The sequence below is a fragment of the Cryobacterium sp. MDB1-18-1 genome (assembly GCF_004402735.1).
GTDB classification, from domain to species: Bacteria; Actinomycetota; Actinomycetes; order Actinomycetales; family Microbacteriaceae; genus Cryobacterium; species Cryobacterium glucosi.
In genome coordinates this window covers 351,240-368,995 of record NZ_SOFR01000044.1, presented here as the reverse complement: position 1 = coordinate 368,995, position 17,756 = coordinate 351,240, and the positions used below count along the sequence as shown (strand labels likewise).

Sequence of the window (17,756 nt, the reverse complement as noted above, 5' to 3'; positions counted from 1 at the left end):
GCACGCGCAGGTCGCGCTGGCGATGGACTATCACTCCCTCAATGCCATGCTCAACCTCTATGGGCCGAACGGGGAAATCCAGTTCGATAAGGACAGGGAGGCGGCCCGGGAGTTCTTCCTGCAGCACGTCAACCAGAACACGGTGTTCTTCCACTCCCTCCGGGAACGCCTCGACTACCTGGTCGAGAAGGAATACTACGAGCAGGCCGTGCTCGACCAGTACTCCTTCGAATTCATCACGAGGCTCAACGACCTCGCGTACTCGAAGAAGTTCCGCTTCCAGACCTTCCTCGGTGCGTTCAAGTACTACACGTCGTACACGCTCAAGACCTTCGACGGCAACCGGTACCTCGAGCGTTTCGAAGACCGCGTCGTCATGACCGCACTCGGCCTCGCCCAGGGCGACGAGAAGCTCGCGACCGGCCTCGTCGAGGAGATCATCGCCGGCCGTTTCCAGCCCGCAACGCCGACGTTCCTGAACTCGGGCAAGGCGCAGCGCGGCGAACTCGTCTCCTGCTTCCTGCTCCGCATCGAAGACAACATGGAGTCGATCGCCCGCGGCATCAACTCCTCGCTCCAGCTCTCCAAGCGCGGCGGCGGCGTCGCGCTGCTGCTCAGCAACATCCGTGAGTCCGGCGCCCCGATCAAGCAGATCGAGAACCAGTCGAGCGGCATCATCCCCGTGATGAAGCTCCTCGAAGACTCCTTCAGCTACGCGAACCAGCTCGGTGCCCGCCAGGGTGCCGGCGCCGTGTACCTGCACGCGCACCACCCCGACATCATGCGCTTCCTCGACACCAAGCGTGAGAACGCCGACGAGAAGGTGCGGATCAAGACCCTGTCGCTCGGCGTCGTCATCCCCGACATCACCTTCGAGCTCGCCAAGAAGGACGAGGACATGTACCTGTTCTCGCCCTACGACGTCGAGCGCGTCTACGGTGTGCCCTTCGCCGACATCTCCGTGAGCGAGAAGTACCACGAGATGGTCGACGACCCGCGGATCAAGAAGTCCAAGATGAAGGCGCGCGACTTCTTCCAGACCCTCGCGGAGATCCAGTTCGAGTCCGGCTACCCGTACATCATGTTCGAGGACACCGTCAACGCGGCGAACCCGATCAAGGGCCGCATCAACATGTCGAACCTGTGCTCGGAGATCCTCCAGGTCAACACACCGACCACGTACAACGAAGACCTGTCCTACGACACCATCGGCAAGGACATCTCCTGCAACCTCGGGTCGATGAACATCGCCCTGTCGATGGACTCGCCGGACTTCGGCAAGACCGTCGAAACCGCGATCCGCGGCCTCAACTCGGTCTCCGAGCAGAGCCACATCGCCTCGGTTCGCTCGATCGAAGACGGCAACGACAAGTCGCACGCGATCGGCCTCGGCCAGATGAACCTGCACGGCTACCTCGCCCGCGAGCGGGTGTACTACGGCAGCGAAGAAGCGATCGACTTCACGAACATCTACTTCTACACGGTGCTGTTCCACGCCCTCCGCGCCTCGAACACCCTCGCCATCGAACGCGGCCACGCGTTCGCCGGCTTCGAGGACTCGACGTATGCCTCCGGCGCATTCTTCGACAAGTACACCGACCAGGCGTGGGTCCCGTCCACAGCCCGCGGCGCCGAACTGTTCGAGAAGGCCGGGGTGCGCATCCCGACCCAGGCCGACTGGGCCGAGCTCAAGGCATCCGTCGTCGAACACGGCATCTACAACCAGAACCTGCAGGCCGTGCCGCCGACCGGGTCGATCTCCTACATCAACAACTCGACCTCGTCGATCCACCCGATCGCCTCGAAGATCGAGATCCGCAAGGAAGGCAAGCTCGGCCGCGTCTACTACCCGGCCCCGTTCATGACGAATGACAACCTGGACTTCTACCAGGACGCCTACGAGATCGGTGCGGAGAAGATCATCGACACCTACGCCGCGGCAACGCAGCACGTCGACCAGGGTCTCTCGCTCACGCTCTTCTTCAAGGACACCGCGACGACCCGCGACATCAACAAGGCGCAGATCTACGCGTGGCGCAAGGGCATCAAGACCATCTACTACATCCGTCTCCGCCAGATGGCCCTCGAGGGGACCGAGGTCGACGGCTGCGTCTCGTGCATGCTCTAGGCACAGCACCCGCTTCATCTACTGTGGATGCTGTAATCACAGTGCACGCTGACTCGTCCGATACCGGCCGAAGACTGAGACCGGCCGAAAAAGGAACACGAAATGATTGACAAGCTCAAGCTCATCTCGCATGTCGATGCGATCAACTGGAACAAGATCGAAGATGAGAAAGACGTCGACGTCTGGAACCGGCTGACCAACAACTTCTGGCTGCCGGAGAAGATCCCGCTGTCGAACGACGTGCAGTCCTGGAACCAGCTCACCCCGGTCGAGCAACAGCTCACCCTGCGCGTGTTCACCGGCCTGACCCTGCTCGACACGATCCAGGGCACCGTCGGCGCCGTCTCGCTGATCCCCGACTCGATCACCCCGCACGAAGAGGCCGTCTACACGAACATCGCGTTCATGGAGTCCGTGCACGCCAAGAGCTACTCGTCGATCTTCTCCACCCTGAGCAACACCAAGGACATCGACGAGGCGTTCCGCTGGTCGACGGAGAACGTCAACCTGCAGCGCAAGGCCTCGATCGTGATGGACTACTACCAGGGCGACGACCCGCTCAAGCGCAAGGTCGCCTCGGTGCTGCTCGAGTCGTTCCTGTTCTACTCGGGCTTCTACCTGCCGATGTGGTTCTCCAGCCGCGCCCGCCTGACCAACACGGCCGACCTCATCCGCCTGATCATCCGTGACGAAGCGGTGCACGGCTACTACATCGGCTACAAGTTCCAGAAGGGCCTCGAGGCGGCGACGCAGGAGCGTCGCGACGAGATCAAGGACTACGCGTTCAACCTCGTCTTCGAGCTCTACGAGAACGAGGTGCAGTACACCCAGGACCTCTACGACACCGTCGGCCTGACCGAGGACGTCAAGAAGTTCCTGCACTACAACGCCAACAAGGCCCTGATGAACCTCGGCTACGAGGCCATCTTCCCCAAGGAGGTGTGCGACGTGAACCCGGCGATCCTGTCCGCGCTCTCGCCGAACGCCGACGAGAACCACGACTTCTTCTCCGGGTCGGGCTCCTCGTACGTGATCGGCAAGGCCGTCAACACGGAAGACGCCGACTGGGACTTCTAGCCCTGGACCGGTAGGACGGCGGAAGGCCGGGAGCGCACTGCGCCCCCGGCCTTCCTCGTTCGTTCCGGCCGGCTAGTGGGCGGCCGTGGCGTTGGCGTGGCCCGAAGCGTCGTGCCCCGTGTCCTGCGCTGCGCCGTGTGCCAGGTGCTCGGCGATCTTCTGGATCTCCGGGCCGTAGGTCCCGGTCCCGGCGTCGGTGGCGATCTGCTGGGCAGCGGCATCCTGCTGCTCCGCCGGCAGTGCCTTGAGCGCGGTCAGGGCGCTCTGCAGCTCGACCGGGAGCTTGTCGAACAGGGCGGGGTTGTCGACAAGGCTCAGGGCGAGCTTGGTGACGGCGGGACCCGCGTCCGTGGCGTCCGTCGCGGTGTCGGCGCCGGCGCCGGGGGTGCCGGCGTCGAGGCTGCCCTCGAGCGCTGCGTGCAGGGCGGCGCGCAGCGGATGCTCCGGGTCAGCCTGGATCGCAACGGCGAGCGCCTGCGCCTGCTCGCCATAGTTCCCGGCGAGAGCCGACGTGGCGATGAATTCGGCGGCGGCGGTGCGGTCCCCGTCCGAGGCCTGCGTGAGGGTGGTCAGGTCGGCCTGCAGATTCGCAGGCAGGCTCGCAAAGAGCTCGGCGTGATCGGAGATCGTCGCGGCGACCTTCTGGGCCTTCTCGCCGAAGTCCTGTCCGTGCGCGAGGTCCCCGCGCAGCTCGTGCGCGACGGAGCTGAAGAACGAGGCGCCCGGGGTAGCGGGGGCGGATGCCGACGGGGTCGACGGGGTGCCCGGTTCGGCGGTTCCGCCCAACGGGCTGGCCGTTGCTCCCTGCATGCCGGTGCCGAGCAGGGCACCCGCGGCGAGCACGGAGGCGGCGCCGATCGTGAGGCGCTTCTTTCGAGAGGTGGCGGTAGCCGAGGAGTTCTTGTTCTGGGTCACAGTTATTCCTTTCGATTGCGTGCGGCCGACGGTGGGTGCAATCCAGGGCGGGCCCGGATGGCGAACCGATGCCGGCAGCACGTGGCGAGTCTAGGCAGCCGGGTCGGCCAGACCCTCCGTGTCTGCTGGGTGCCCGGCCCGGGAGACGGATGAGTGCTGCCAGGACTTCCCGCCCGATGCCGGCCGTCGTCCGGCAGGCATCCAGGGTCAGGTTGCCGCTCTCACCGGGCGTTTCCGGGGCCGGTCCAAGCGCGCGACTCTCCGTGGATGGCGACACCGGGTCCGGTCCCGGCGGTGCAGGAATTACGCTCTCGGCTGAGTCGGCGGCCGCAGCGTGTCCCTCGTTGGGGGACTAGTGCTCAACGTGAGGATGTGTCACCATAGACAGAATATCTCATTACCTGGTTCCACCCGTTGAGTCTGACGAACAGCCAGCTCCGGCGACGTACGCGCGACACTGAAGTGATTTGACACTGGAGTTACCGGGTTCAGCACCACGATCTGGTACTTCGGAGTCCCCTTAAATGAACAAGAATCACCTGGCGGCAGCGCTTGCGCTTTCGCTGGCTATACTCGGCCTCATCGCCCCCACGAACGTTTCTTCCGCCCAGGCGGCGACGCCGTCGTCCGTCAAGGTCGTCGACTCCGCGAACATCATCACGGACCCGGCCTGGTTCACACAGGCGTACAACGAGGGTATCCGTCTCTACGTGATGCACTCGACCGCGTGGGGCAGCTGCGCCCCCTGGGAGCACACACAGGCCCAGCTGAAGATGGCGCTCGACGCCGGCCTCAAGATCGCCGTCTACACCCGGGATGCGACGTGCTGGCAGGGCGGGATCGCCGCGGCCGGCCCGTACCAGTCGCAACTGCAGTTCTTCGCCCTCGACGTCGAGACCGGCAGCTCGCCGGTCACCCGCGCGATGGTCGACGGGGTGCGTGCGATGGGTGTGCGGCCGGTGATCTACAGCGGTTCGGGGATGTGGCCGAGCATCATGAACAACAGCGGCGCCTTCGCCGACGTGCCGCTCTGGGACACCAATGCCGGTGCAGTGAACTACAGCGGCTGGCTCGCCGACACGGGCGCGCCCGCTGCGGTGTCATACGGCGGCTGGAACACCGCCGCGAATCCGCGGATCGGCGTGCAGCAGAAGTTCGAGCACAACCTGAACGGCGTCCTCGTCGACCTGAACTCGTTCGACGCGACCTTCCTCGGCCTCGGTGCCACGGCGCCCGTGGCGCCCGTGGTCGTGGCGCCTGCGCCGACGCCGACGGCCACTCTCACCCCGACTCCGACTCCCACGCCGGCGCCGGCGAAGGTTCGGATCCACCACCGGCGCTGACGCGCGCATCCGCTCGCCCGCCGGACCGAGCGCGGGCGTTCCGCCGCCACGCGGGTGGTCGACCACCCGCGCAACGGCGGAAGACCCGCGCTCGGCGATGCGCTCGGGGCGCGGGGGCGCGGCGGGGGTCAGTCCTCGTCGGGGATGACGACGAGAGTCACCGGGATGTTTCCGCGCGTGGCGCGGGAGTACGGGCAGACCTGGTGGGCCGCCTCGAGCATCTCCTGGGCGACGACGGGGTCGACGCCGGGCAGCTGGGCCTCGATCGTGACCTCGAAGTCGAAGCCGGTGGCCATTCCGCCGACGAGGTGCACCTCGAGCGAGACGGCGGAGTCGGTGACGTTGACCTTGCGCTGGCGGGCGACGCCCTTGAGCGCGTTGTGGAAGCACGCCGCCCAGCCGCTCGCGAAGAGCTGCTCGGGGTTCGTGCCCGCGCCGCCGTCGCCGCCCATTTCGGCCGGAATGGACAGGTCGAGGTCGAGCTTGTTGTCGCTCGTGACGACCTTGCCCGTTCGTCCGCCCCAGGAAGTGGCGGATGCGGTGTAGACGGCGGTGCTCATTGTGTCTTCTTTCGTGGTGGGCCGGGGCAGACTGGGGGTGGCCCTTGTGGAAGTGCTTCGTATTCGAAACAACTAGGAGCGAGTCGTGAGTATTCCCCCATCGGGCGGTGCGAATCCGGGCGATCCTGAGCGGATCGGCGCGGCCCCGAGTGTGTCGCCCTCGGAGATGCGCGCCTGGGCGGCCATCGTCGAGACCGCGAACATCGTGCAGTTCGCCGCAGACCGTCAGTTGCGGGATGCCGTGGGCCTGACCCTTGCCCAGTTCGAGATCCTGCTCCGGCTCCTCGAGGCGCCAGAGGGGCGGTTGCGGATGACCGACATCGCGGACGCGCTGACGGTGTCCCGCAGCGGACTCACTTACCAGGTCGCCCGGCTCGAGGCCCTCGGGCTCGTGGAGCGACGCCCGTCACCCGGCGACGAACGTTCCGTCATCGCGCACATCACCGCAGCGGGTCGGGCGGCACTCGCCGCCGGCGGACCTGGTTACGTCACGCTCGTGCGTGAGATGCTCTTCGACCGCATCGGGCCGGAGGAACTCGCGACGGTCACCGAGATCCTCGGCGAGGTGCGCGCGCAGCTGCGGTCACGTCCGAAGCGGTCGGCGTTCCGGCGTTCCCGCGGCGCTGCCGCTGCGGGGGATTGACCTCCCGGCGCCGCTCACGCCGTCGGGATCAGCTCGGTGCGGGGGCACGGCTGCCCGCCGACGAGATTGAGGCAGGACGCGAATACAGAGGGGTACGGTTCACTCAGCGAGGATCCGAACCAGGTGTTGTAGAACAGCCAGAAATTCAGGTTTCCGTGCGTCGAGCATCCGCCGCCGTCGCCGTTCGTGTCGGCGAGTGCCGCGGCATCCGGCTGGTACGGGGTGTAGTTGTACAGGTTCGCCGTGGCCTGGTTGCGGATCTGAACCGTCGCCGCGCCGCACGCGGCGTCTGGGTTGTACGCGACGCTGACCGCGCCGACCTTGTAGGCGCGTTCGGGCTCCTGGGTGTACTGCCGGAACTGCCACGCGGCCCGGTAGACCTGGTTGAAGAAGCCGAAGTACTCCGCGACGCAGTCGGCGGTATCCGGGCAGCCGTAGCCCGTCGCCCGCAGGTAGCCGGATGCGCTGGGCCGGGTCAGCAGGGACTGTTCCTTCTGCAGCAGCACGAGGAGTACCCGCGGGCTGATCGTGCAGGCCTCGGCGACCTTCTCGATGATCGTGCTCGCACGCTCGTTCGGCTCGCCCGCGTACGCAGCGCAGTGTCCGGGGCCCTGCGCGGGTTCGGACACGGTCGACTCGCGGTACTCCCAGAGGCACGGCGACTCGTCCCGTCGCACACAGTTCCGGCCTTCCAGGAAGGACTGCACCTCGTCGGTCGTCATCGCATTGGGGTTGAAGAAGTTGTAGTCACTGATCAGGGCGCCGGCGTCGAAGACGGCGGGATCGGAGGGCGCCGTCCGCGGCACGACGACCGAGCGCACGAGGAAGCCGCCGGCCACGATCGCGGCGACCGTCGCGACGGCGATGAGGATTCGTCGCTGGGAGGCGCGGAGAGGCATGACTCCACCCTAACCGGGCCCGGCAAACGATCGGGGCCGGAGAGGTGCCAGCGCCAGGGCTGACGCGGGGCTGACGGTGTGGGGTGGCCGCGACGGTTTTTCTCGCGGTCGGGGGTGTTTTCCGTCGCGCCCCCTTTGCCGGGAGTAGCGTGGGAGCATGTCAGGCATCGATGCAGACCAGTCTCCAGCTCCCACCGGCAGTATCGTCGTCGGGCACGACGGCTCCGACTATGCGAACCACGCGCTCGCGGTCGCCCTCGACCTCGCCGGGCCGCTCGGCGCATCCGTCGTCGTCGTCCGGGCCTGGTCGATCGACACGGCCCCACGCCCGGCCGACTGGAAGTTCGGCTATGTTTCGCCCCTCACCGACTACGCCGGCGCGGTACGGGAGAAGCTCGAGGCCGATGCCGGGCCGATCGCGGCGCAGCATCCGGGAGTGCCCGTCGAGTGCCGGGCGGCGTACGCGACGCCGCTCAGCTGCCTGATCAGCGTTTCCCGCGGCGCACGGATGCTGGTGGTCGGCTCCCGCGGGCGCGGCGGCCTCGCCGGGATGCTGCTCGGGTCGGTCAGTGAACAGTGTGTGCGACACGCGGACTGCCCTGTGCTCGTGGTGCGGCCCGGCGTACCGGCCTGAGCGGCCCCTAGCGTCCGGCCGCGGGGCTCCTGAGGTCGGCGACCGACGCCCGGGGGATGAGTTCCGTCGGGAGTTGGATGTCCTCGACCGGCTGACCCGGTGACTCGATCTCGGCCACGAGCCGTTCGACGGCGAGCTCTCCGAGTTGCTCGACCGGGCGCGCGACGACGGTGATCCCCGGGACCATGTATGCCGCCCACGGGCTGTCGTCGACCGTGACCAGAGACACTTCGCGTCCGATCGCGAGCCCCCGCGAACCCGCGACCTTGAGCACGGACAGCGCCATGTCGTTGTTGGAGGTGAAGATGACCGTGGGTGGGGAGGCCAGGTCGAGCATCTCTGCGACCGCGGCCTCCGATGACTCGGGGACGTCTTCGCTGAAATGCCAGACCTGGTCTTCGGGAGGGATGCCCGCGTCGGCCGCTCCGGCGGCGAAACCATCGGCACGGTCCCTGACGCTCGAGATCAGTGCGGGGGGCCGTGCGGTGGTCTGGCCTGCGATGTTCGCGGCCGTGATCAGGAAGCCGAGCCGGGCGTGCCCGAGGCCGACGGCATTGCGGACCGCCTCCCGCGTGCCGGTGAAGTCGTCAGTCGTGACCGTGGTGACGCCGAGATCGTCCAGGCGACGGTCGGCGAGCACGAGCGGGCGTCCGCCCAGGTTTCCGGCCTCGAGGTGCTCGCTGTGGCCGATTGCGGAGGGGAACACGATGAGGCCGTCGACCTGCTTCTCGAGCAGGGTTTCGATGGCCCCTCGCTCTACGTCCGGGTCCTCGTCGGTGTTGCTGATCAGGACCTGGTACCCGCGTTTTCGCGCGGCATCGACGATGGACTTGGTGGCGCGGTCGAAGAATGCGTTCGTGAAGTCTGCGATGACCACGAGTCCGATCGTGCTGGTCGACCCGGCGCGCATGGCCCTGGCGAGTTCATTGGGGCGGTAGCCGATCTCGTCTGCTGCGCGACGGACGCGTTCCACGGTGGCTGCGGACGTGCGCCCATACCCGGAGAGGGCCCGGGAGGCGGTGGCGCGGGAGACGCCGGCGTGCTCTGCGACGTCGATGATCGTCGGAGCGTGACTTCGTCGTTCAACCATGAACAATCCTCGTAATCGAAACGTTACCGAACAGGCTTGCGCCGCGGTGCTGTGTGCTGCAATCTTATACAAGTTTGCGAGAACGATCTCGCAAACGGCGTGTGCAGTCGCAATTGCAGTGCACCTATGTGTCAAAGGAGACCTCCATGAAGCGTTCGTTCCGAGCGATCACCACCGTCGGCGTCGTAGCCGCATTCGCCATGTCATTGGCCGCGTGCTCGACAACCGCGAGCACGGGAAGCGCGACCACGGCGACCGAAAAGAAGGACATCACCATCGCCTTCGTGATGGGCGCAGAGTCCGACCCGTTCTTCCAGGCCATGAAGGTCGGCGCCGAGGAGGAGGCCAAGGCCCAGGGCGTCAAGCTCATCTGGCAGGGCGACCCGGCCAAGTACTCCGCCGAAACGCAGATCCCGATCGTCGACGCCGTGCTCGCCCAGCAGCCCACCGGCCTCGTGCTCATCCCGACCGACCCGAAGGCCCTGCAGGCCTCGGTTGCCAAGGCCACAGCGGCCGGCATCCCCGTCGTCAACGTCGACACCCACGTCTCCGACCTCAAGGACGTCGTCAGCTTCATCACCGGCGACAACGCCGACGGCGGTTCCAAGGCCGCCGACGCGCTCGCGACCCAGATCGGCTACAAGTCCGGCGGCTCGTACAAGGTCGTCGTCGGACTCACCAGTGCCACCGCCACGACCAACGTGAGCCGCCTCGACGGCTTCAAGGCCCAGGTCGCCGCGAAGTACCCCGGCGTGGAAATCGTCGACGTCGCCTACTCCGAGTCCAACCCGGAGACGGCTGCCACGAACGTGAGCAACTGGCTGACCAAGTACCCGGACCTGAACGGCATCTTCGCGATCGACGGCACGAACGCCTCCGGCGCGGCCGCCGCGCTCGAGTCGAAGGGCCTCAGCGGCAAGATCGGCCTCGTCGGCTACGACGCATACCCGGACAACGTCGCCAAGATCAAGTCGGGCATCTTCACTGCCCTCGTCGCCCAGGACCCGGCCGCCGAGGCTCGCCTGGCCATCAAGACCCTCGTCGAATTCATCAACACCGGCAAGACGGCGACCGAGCACGAGGTCGTCATCCCCAACGTCGTCCTCGACTCCAAGACCTCTGACGCTGACTTCGCCAAGTACACCTACGTCAAGTAACTGACGCTTCCCGTACTTCACGAAAAGAGCCAGGGAGTCATCATGACCAACAGCAATCAAACCACTGCGCGGAAACCGGGCGTTCCGGCGGAACAGAAGCCGGTTCCGCTCGCTCTCACGGCGCGGATCAGCACCCTCGCGTCGAACCAGAGCACCATCCTGATCGGCGTGATGGTCCTCCTCGTCGTCGTCTTCTCGGTGCTGGAGCCCAAGTTCTTCTCCGCACTGACCGCCAGCAACATCCTCACAGACTGGGGATCGGTCGTCCTGATTGCAGTTGGCCAGACCTTCGTCGTGATCAGCGGTGGAATCGACCTCTCGGTCGGGGCCGTCATCGGTCTCAGCGGAGTCGTGTCGGCCTGGACGATGGCGAACGTCCTCAAGGTCGACCAGACGGTGTCCGGCGCGGACGCGTCGGGCCCGCTCCTCATCGGCACCCTGGTGTCGGTGGGAGTGGGGCTCCTCGTGGGCCTGACCAACGCCTTCCTGATCAACAAGCTCCGGATCGTCCCGTTCATCGCGACCCTGTCGACGATGGGGGCCGCCCTCGGGCTCTCCGTGATCATCTCGAGCGGGCAGCCCATCGGCTCGGCCAACAACTTCGACCTCATCGCCGCGATGGACCCGAAGGTGAACCCGTTGTCGTGGGCCTTGATCGTCGTGATCGTCGTGGTGACCATCGCCGGCCTGTTCCTGCACAAGGCGCGGTTCGGCCTCTACACCTACGCGATCGGCTCGAACACCTTCGCTGCCCGCGGCGCGGGCATCAACGTCGAACGACACCTGACGTTGGTCTACGCGCTCTCCGGGGCCCTGGCGGGCCTCGCCGGGATGTACGTCTACCTGCGCCTCGGTGCCGGCTCGCCGTCATCGGGAACGGGGCGTGAACTCGACGCCATCGCCGCGGTCGTCATCGGCGGCGCATCCCTGATGGGGGGCATCGGCCGGATCTGGGGCACCGTGCTCGGTGCGCTCATCCTCTTCACGGTGCAGTCCGGCCTGATCATGGTCGGCGTCGCACCCGACTGGAAGAAGGTCGTCGTGGCCATCCTGATCGCCGCGGCCGTCGCTGCGCAGACGCTGCAGAGCAAGAACGGAAGAAAATAATGACCGGCGAAGTGATCTACGAAGTCAAGAACGTCTCCAAGCGCTACGGGTCGGTCGTCGCCCTCGATGGTGCGAGCCTCAAGCTGCACGCCGGCGAGGTGCTCGGCCTGGTCGGCGACAACGGCGCGGGCAAGTCGACGCTCGTCAAGGTCCTCTCGGGGGCTCACCAGCCCAACGGCGGGAAGATCTACCTCGACGGCGTCGAGCGCACCTGGGGTTCGCCCCGGGAGGCGCTCGAGGCCGGCGTCGAAACCCTCTACCAGGACTCGGGGCTCGCCCCGCACCTGACGGTGTCGCAGAACGTGTTCCTCGGCCGGGAGAAGACCGTCAAGGGAATCTTCGGCACGATGGGCTTCCTGGCCCGCAAGGAGATGGAGCACGACGCCCACGAGGACCTCGAGCGCGTCGGGATCGCCGTTCCGGCATCCGACCGCCCGGTGTCCCAGCTTTCCGGCGGTCAGCGCCAGGCCGTGGCGATCGGCCGCGCCGTGGCGTGGGCGCGCCGCGTGATCATCCTCGACGAGCCGACCAACCACCTCGGTGCACGGCAGGCCGGCGAGGTGCTGCATGTCATCAAGGCCGCGAAGGCGAAGGGGCTCGGCGTGATCTTCATCTCGCACACCCTGCCTCATGTGCTCGAGGTCACCGACCGGGTCGTCGTGCTGCGGCTCGGCAAGATCGTCATGGATGCCCCCACCTCGGAATTCGACGGGGATCGCCTGATCGGTGTGCTCACCGGAACCATCCAGACGGTCAGGGTCGAGGGCGACTGACCCGCCGGTCGGACGCTCCGGGAATCAAACGAAGCAGCCCCCTGGCGGCGCACTGCAGACACTCGCAGTGCTCCGCCCGGGGGCCGTCTTCGTGTCCTGAGACCGTGCGCGCTGGTCTCAGACGCTCGTGCGGAGCAAACCCCCGACATCCGTTTCCGCCCCGCCCGCTGCGGCGCGATTGGCCTCCAGCCAGGCGGTCAGGTCGGCGGCGGACAGGGGACGCGAATAGAGGTAGCCCTGCACCCCACCCGTGCCGAGGGCCTCGAGGAGACGTTGCTGGTCAAGCCGCTCAACGCCCTCTGCGACCGTCGCGACGCCGAGCTGGGCGCACAGCCGAACGATCGCCTCGATGACGGAGCGGTCGAAGGGATTGGACACCGCGCCGGCGACGAAACTCATGTCGATCTTCACGATGTCGACGGGGAGCGCGCGCAATGACGTCAGGGAGGCATAGCCCGTGCCGAAGTCGTCGATTGCGATCCCGACGCCGAGCGCTCCGATCGCGCGGAGGCGACCGATCGCGGCGGGGGAGTCCAGTACGACGGTCTCGGTGAGTTCGATGATGAGATCCTTCGCGAGGGTCCCGGTGTCGGCCAGGCAGCCGATGATCGAGTCGACGAACCCCTCGCGGTCGAGCTCGTGGGCCGAAACGTTCACGTGCACGGCCATCGGCGCTCCAGGATTGGCCGTCCGCCATGCCGCGGCGTCGAGGCAGGCGCGTCGCATCACGAAAGCGCCGATACCGATGATCGCTCCGGTCCGCTCGGCGATGTCGATGAAGTCACCGGGGAAGAGCAGGCCGCGTTCCGGGTGTTGCCAGCGGACGAGGGCCTCGACGGCGGTGCACTGCAGCCCGGGGAGATCGAGGATGGGCTGGTAGTGCACGACGAGCTCGTCGGCGGCCGCCGCGGCCGCGAGCTGCCATTCGAAGGTGACCCTGGGATTGTCCACGCGGAGGAGGCCAGGCTCGAAGACCTGGACGCGGTTCTTGCCATTGGCCTTCGCCGCGTACATCGCCACGTCCGCCTGGTGCACCAGATCCTCGATGTCGATCCCTGCTGCTGCTGTGGCGATGCCGATGCTGACGCCGACCTGCGCGGTGTTCCGCTCGAGGGTCACCGGTTCGGCGATCGACCTGCCCAGGGCTGTGGCGATGCAGAGGGCATCGGAATCACTCTTGCCGGCCAGGATGATGGCGAACTCGTCGCCACCGAGCCTGGCGCAGATGGCATTGCTCCCGGTGTTTGACCGCATCCGCTCGGCGACCTCGATGAGGAGTTCGTTTCCGGCCCGGTGTCCGAGAAGGTCGTTGACGTCCTTGAAATCGTCGAGATCGAGGAAGAAGATGTGGACGCCGCTGGCATCGTCTACCGTGCCCAGGATCGCGGTGAGCTTGGCCATGAACGACGCACGGTTGTTGAGACCGGTAAGCGGGTCCGAACTGACCTGGACCGTGAGCTCCCCCTGGACCGTACTGTTGCGGAGGGCGAGCGAGACCTGGTTGGAGAGCGCCCGGACCGAAACGAGGGCCTCCGCCGGGATCGTGCCGGGGGCTCCCACAAGAATCCACGTATTCGCCTGGGCATTCGAGGCGAGGCAGGCCCACGCCAGGGGGGTGCCGACGGCTGCATCGAGTGGGAGGGAGTCGACGTCGGTCGCGCTGGCGTCTTTTCCATTGGAGGCAGACGTGATGACGGTGCCGGGCAGTTGCGCAGGCAGCGAGTCGAACTGGCCGGTCGCGCCGTCGACGCGCAGGACAGGGCCGTCGCGCATGACCCGCAGGACGCGCAGTCCGGGGGTGGCGAGGCAGAGTTCCTGCGTCGCAGCCCAGCCGATGACCAAGATATCCGCCTCGTCGATGACTCCGAGGAGCAGGGTTCCAGTCGCCGAAAGCTCACGGTCGCGTCGCATCGACTGTTCGCGGGAGACCAGCACCATGCTCAGTTGCCGCACGATCACGACGGTGAGGAACAGGGTCGGAATAGTGCCGAGCACCACCACCGGTGGCGTCATCGCTGCGGACCCGTTGACCGGAACCCACAGCACGACCGTGATGACGAGTGCAAGCGAATACAGCGAGCAGCGGATGAATGACCTCGCCGTGGAACCGTAGAGTCCGCGCAACCAGATGGCCCCGAACATGACCCCGAGGACGATCATCGGGTCGGGCAGTGTCAGTGCGAGCGCCACGAACGCGACGAAGTCGATCAGGTCGAGTGCGAGCGGAATCCTTCTGAGGATGAACGCGGAACACCACGAGGCGATCAGGGCGACCGCGGCCGTGAGCGCGACCAGGAGAACTCCGTTGGTGTCCGAGGCGACGATGATCGGAACGGTGAGCAGAACTGAGGCCACCGCGAACCACGTGAAGAGCCACCGGGTGCCCTCCGTCATGCAATCCGGGCGGCGGAACGGATTCCACAGCGCGGTGAAGAAGTGATGTTGTTGTATCGCGGTCATGCGAGGCCGGGTCCTGTCAGTGTGTAGGCCGGCGAACCCGAAGGTCCCGTGCCTTTGCGACCCCGCCTTTCGACGGGTGTGCCTGTATGAGACCGCAATATTTGAAGCGTTTTCACACAGGGCCAGCCTAGCCTCCGCGTTCGGGGGGCCTGGCCGGAAGGAGCACCCATCCGTGTCGGGTAAACTCGAATGTCGGATTTGAGGGGTGTTTCGGTGGTCGACCTGGAGCTTGAACGGGAACAGAACTACGTGGCAACGCTGTACGCGCGTCTGGACGCGCTGCAACGGGAGGCCGAGGACCAGCTGACGGCGGTGCGGTTGCTCGACGTCGGCGGAAATCATCAGACCCGCTCCGAGCGGGACACCTTTGCGCGCCTCTACGAGGACCGGATCGTGCAGTTGCGGGAGATCGACGACCGGCTGGCGTTCGGCCGGCTCGAACTGGCCGCGGACGACGCGAGCGGCGACTCCGTGTTCCGCTACATCGGCAGGGTCGGGCTGCGCGACGAAGACTTGCAGCCGATGCTGCTCGACTGGCGGGTGCCGCAGGCGAGCGCGTTCTACCAGGCGACGGCCGCGACCCCGCTGGGAGCCAGGGCCAGGCGCCACCTGCAGTCCAGGGGGCGGACCATCATCCGGATCGAGGACGAGATCCTCGACGCCGAACGCCTCGGCGGAGAACCCTCAGAACATCAGGGGGAGGGAGCGTTGCTCTCCGCGCTGACCGCCCAGCGCACCGGGCACATGCCCGACATCGTCGCGACCATCCAGGCGGAACAGGACCGGATCATCCGCTCTGACCTCGCCGGAGTGCTCGTCGTCCAGGGCGGGCCGGGCACGGGGAAGACCGCCGTCGCGCTGCACCGTGCGGCGTACCTGCTCTACACGCATCGCGATCGCCTGAAGCACAACGGGGTGCTCATCGTGGGGCCGTCCCGCTCGTTCCTGCAGTACATCGAGGCGGTGCTGCCGTCGCTCGGCGAGACCGGGGTGGTTCTCTCAAGCGTTGGACAGCTGTATTCGGGCGTCGAGGCGACCCGCGAGGACGTCCCCGCCGTCGCGGCGCTCAAGGGCCAGGCTTTCATGGCCGCGCTCATCGCCCATGCGGTGCGCTCCAGGCAGCGGATCCCGGTGGGGACCCGTCAGCTCGAGGTCAACGGCGACAAGATCACCCTGGCCCCGCAGCTCGTGGCGAACGCGATCGCCAAGGCGCGCGAGGGCGGCAAGCCGCACAACCTCGCGAGGGTCACCTTCGTGAAGACCGCGATCGGCGCGCTCGCGCGCGACTGGCTGCGCCAGCTGCAGCAGGGCGGCGCCTCGATGGACGAGTCCGACCTGCCGATGCTGCGCGAAGACCTGCGGCTCGCCCAGGACGTGCGCGTCGCGCTCAACACCGCGTGGCTGCCGCTCACCCCCGAGAAGCTCGTGCAGGATCTCTACGCACGCCCGCAATGGCTCGCCGAGCTCACCCCGGGCTGGAGTGCGGAGCAGAGGGCGCTCCTGCACCGGGCCAGGGACGCCGAGTTCACGATCGCCGATATCCCGCTGCTCGATGAGGCGGCCGAGCACCTCGGCGAGTACAACGTCGTCGACGCCGCCCAGAAGCGCGAGCAGAAGGAACAGCGCAAACGCGACATCGAGAATGCCGAACTCGCAATCGCGAACATGGACGTGAAGGGTCTCATCAACGCGCGCGCCCTGGCAGACAACTTCGCCGAGCTCGGCGACCGGGCCACGACCGCCGAGCGTGCGGCCGTCGACCGCACCTGGACATACGGCCACGTCGTCGTCGACGAGGCGCAGGAACTCTCGCCGATGCAGTGGCGGCTGCTGCTGCGCCGGGGGCCGCGCCGGTCGTTCACGGTCGTCGGCGATATCGCGCAGGCCGCATCCGCCTCAGCATCCGGCAGCTGGAAGGAGGCGCTCGCGCCCATCCTCGACGCCTCCCTCGAGGCCGGGCGCTGGCGCCTCGAGGAACTGACCGTGAACTATCGCACACCCCGCCAGATCGCGACCGCCGCCGAGGAGATGGCGATCGCGCACGGGCTGCCGGTGACGCCCTCGCGGGCGGTTCGCGCGAGTGAGTGGCCGATAACCGTCGAAGCGGATGTCGCGGCAGCGGTTCACCGCGAGCGCGCGCTGCGTGCGGGCGGTACCCTCGCCGTGATCGCTGCCGATGCGGCGCTTGAGGCCGTCGGGGCGGAGCTCTCGGCGGAGTTCGGGGACCGTGTAGGTCTCGGCGCCCTCGGGCTCGGCAGGGAGATCGCACTCCTTGGGCCTCGCGACGCGAAGGGCCTCGAGTTCGACGCCGTGATCGTCGTGGATCCTGCAGGCATCGTGGCCGCCTCGGAGCGCGGGGCCGGATCGCTGTACGTCGCCATGACCCGCGCGACGCAACGCCTCTACCTCGTCGCCGACCTGAACTCCGCGCTGCCCGCCGGCCTCACCCGCTGACCCTCGCCCGCTGAGCCCCACCTTCGCGCCGCCCGTGAAGTTCCGCGAGAGTGCACTTTTGGCCCTTAAACCACGGGTTTAGGGGCCAAAAGTGCGCTCTCGCGGAAGGACGGGACGGGACCGCGCCGGGCGGGCGAGGCGGCGGGGTCAGGGGCTGGGCGCCTCGAAGTAGAGGTGGGCGTGCGCCCGGCATCCGTCGTTGAAGGGCGCCGCGCAGTGCGGGCAGCGTGTCGCGGCACGGTAGTCGGTGATGCTCAGGGTGCGGAGGCAGGCTCCGCAGAGGATCGCCTGCTCCGCCCAGAGCGCGACCGGCCACTGCCGCGCGGCATGATCGGCCGCGGCGGCGTGGCAGAGGTGGCAGGGGTAGAACCGGCGGCAGCAGTAGAACCGGATCGCGACGACATCCGCCGCCGTGTTGTAGTGAACGCACCGCGTCTCGTCGTCGACCGTCTCGCCGAACACCTCGAGGTCGGTCGTGCCCAGCTGTTTTCGGCCCGGTGGCTGCACCAGCGGCCG

The 17,756-nt window shown here is 67.1% G+C and carries 15 protein-coding genes and 1 riboswitch; of the genes, 9 read left to right on the top strand and 6 right to left on the bottom strand.

What is annotated here, in order from left to right; translation table 11 throughout:
- Window positions 1–22 precede the first annotated feature (22 nt).
- Both nrdE and nrdF read left to right on the top strand, forming a co-directional pair.
- Window positions 23–2,128 carry a class 1b ribonucleoside-diphosphate reductase subunit alpha gene (nrdE, locus tag E3O50_RS11305; RefSeq protein ID WP_134558084.1) on the top strand — a complete coding sequence of 702 codons (2,106 nt, stop codon included), beginning with the start codon at window positions 23–25 and terminating at the stop codon, window positions 2,126–2,128.
- A gap of 102 nt (window positions 2,129–2,230) precedes the next feature.
- Entirely contained in the window at window positions 2,231–3,205 is a 975-nt protein-coding gene (gene nrdF, locus E3O50_RS11300; RefSeq protein ID WP_134446785.1) for a class 1b ribonucleoside-diphosphate reductase subunit beta, read from the top strand.
- A gap of 72 nt (window positions 3,206–3,277) precedes the next feature.
- Here the strand turns inward: nrdF and E3O50_RS11295 are convergent, their stop codons facing one another.
- Entirely contained in the window at window positions 3,278–4,120 is an 843-nt protein-coding gene (locus tag E3O50_RS11295) for a hypothetical protein (RefSeq protein ID WP_134558051.1), read from the bottom strand.
- 524 nt (window positions 4,121–4,644) lie between these two features.
- Between E3O50_RS11295 and E3O50_RS11290 the strand changes: the two genes are divergently transcribed.
- Entirely contained in the window at window positions 4,645–5,463 is an 819-nt protein-coding gene (locus E3O50_RS11290; RefSeq protein WP_134558050.1) for a hypothetical protein, read from the top strand.
- A 128-nt stretch (window positions 5,464–5,591) separates the two neighbouring features.
- Here E3O50_RS11290 and E3O50_RS11285 read toward each other — a convergent pair whose 3' ends face one another.
- A complete protein-coding gene (locus tag E3O50_RS11285) occupies window positions 5,592–6,023 on the bottom strand; it encodes an organic hydroperoxide resistance protein (protein WP_134446791.1) in 432 nt (143 codons plus the stop codon).
- A gap of 85 nt (window positions 6,024–6,108) precedes the next feature.
- Between E3O50_RS11285 and E3O50_RS11280 the strand changes: the two genes are divergently transcribed.
- Window positions 6,109–6,666, top strand: a complete 558-nt coding sequence (locus E3O50_RS11280) for a MarR family transcriptional regulator (RefSeq protein WP_134558049.1) — start codon at window positions 6,109–6,111, stop codon at window positions 6,664–6,666.
- A gap of 14 nt (window positions 6,667–6,680) precedes the next feature.
- Here the strand turns inward: E3O50_RS11280 and E3O50_RS11275 are convergent, their stop codons facing one another.
- Complete coding sequence (locus E3O50_RS11275) at window positions 6,681–7,565, bottom strand: hypothetical protein (protein WP_134558048.1); 885 nt, start codon at window positions 7,563–7,565, stop codon at window positions 6,681–6,683.
- Between the two features lie 157 nt (window positions 7,566–7,722).
- Between E3O50_RS11275 and E3O50_RS11270 the strand changes: the two genes are divergently transcribed.
- Window positions 7,723–8,199, top strand: coding sequence for a universal stress protein (locus tag E3O50_RS11270; protein WP_134558047.1), 477 nt, complete (start codon window positions 7,723–7,725; stop codon window positions 8,197–8,199).
- A 7-nt stretch (window positions 8,200–8,206) separates the two neighbouring features.
- On the opposite strand, the gene E3O50_RS11265 is transcribed toward E3O50_RS11270, so the two are convergent.
- Window positions 8,207–9,289, bottom strand: a complete 1,083-nt coding sequence (locus E3O50_RS11265; RefSeq protein WP_134446799.1) for a LacI family DNA-binding transcriptional regulator — start codon at window positions 9,287–9,289, stop codon at window positions 8,207–8,209.
- A 146-nt stretch (window positions 9,290–9,435) separates the two neighbouring features.
- Here E3O50_RS11265 and E3O50_RS11260 point away from each other — a divergent pair, with 146 nt between their 5' ends.
- Genes E3O50_RS11260 through E3O50_RS11250 form a run of 3 tightly spaced genes read left to right on the top strand, consistent with a single transcriptional unit; the run spans window position 9,436 to window position 12,326 of the window.
- On the top strand, window positions 9,436–10,446 hold the full coding sequence (locus E3O50_RS11260) for a substrate-binding domain-containing protein (RefSeq protein WP_134446801.1): 1,011 nt from the start codon (window positions 9,436–9,438) through the stop codon (window positions 10,444–10,446).
- Window positions 10,447–10,488: 42 nt separating this feature from the next.
- A complete protein-coding gene (locus E3O50_RS11255; RefSeq protein WP_134446803.1) occupies window positions 10,489–11,553 on the top strand; it encodes an ABC transporter permease in 1,065 nt (354 codons plus the stop codon).
- Window positions 11,553–12,326 carry an ATP-binding cassette domain-containing protein gene (locus E3O50_RS11250; RefSeq protein WP_134446805.1) on the top strand — a complete coding sequence of 258 codons (774 nt, stop codon included), beginning with the start codon at window positions 11,553–11,555 and terminating at the stop codon, window positions 12,324–12,326. Before E3O50_RS11255 ends, E3O50_RS11250 begins: the two co-directional genes overlap by 1 nt.
- Before the next feature lie 117 nt (window positions 12,327–12,443).
- On the opposite strand, the gene E3O50_RS11245 is transcribed toward E3O50_RS11250, so the two are convergent.
- Window positions 12,444–14,786, bottom strand: coding sequence for an EAL domain-containing protein (locus E3O50_RS11245; protein WP_134446807.1), 2,343 nt, complete (start codon window positions 14,784–14,786; stop codon window positions 12,444–12,446).
- 19 nt (window positions 14,787–14,805) lie between these two features.
- Window positions 14,806–14,879: riboswitch (cyclic di-GMP riboswitch) on the bottom strand.
- A 120-nt stretch (window positions 14,880–14,999) separates the two neighbouring features.
- Between E3O50_RS11245 and E3O50_RS11240 the strand changes: the two genes are divergently transcribed.
- Complete coding sequence (locus E3O50_RS11240; protein WP_198413582.1) at window positions 15,000–17,240, top strand: UvrD-helicase domain-containing protein; 2,241 nt, start codon at window positions 15,000–15,002, stop codon at window positions 17,238–17,240.
- 147 nt (window positions 17,241–17,387) lie between these two features.
- Here E3O50_RS11240 and E3O50_RS11235 read toward each other — a convergent pair whose 3' ends face one another.
- Entirely contained in the window at window positions 17,388–17,747 is a 360-nt protein-coding gene (locus E3O50_RS11235) for a CHY zinc finger protein (RefSeq protein ID WP_241975175.1), read from the bottom strand.
- Window positions 17,748–17,756: the final 9 nt, after the last annotated feature.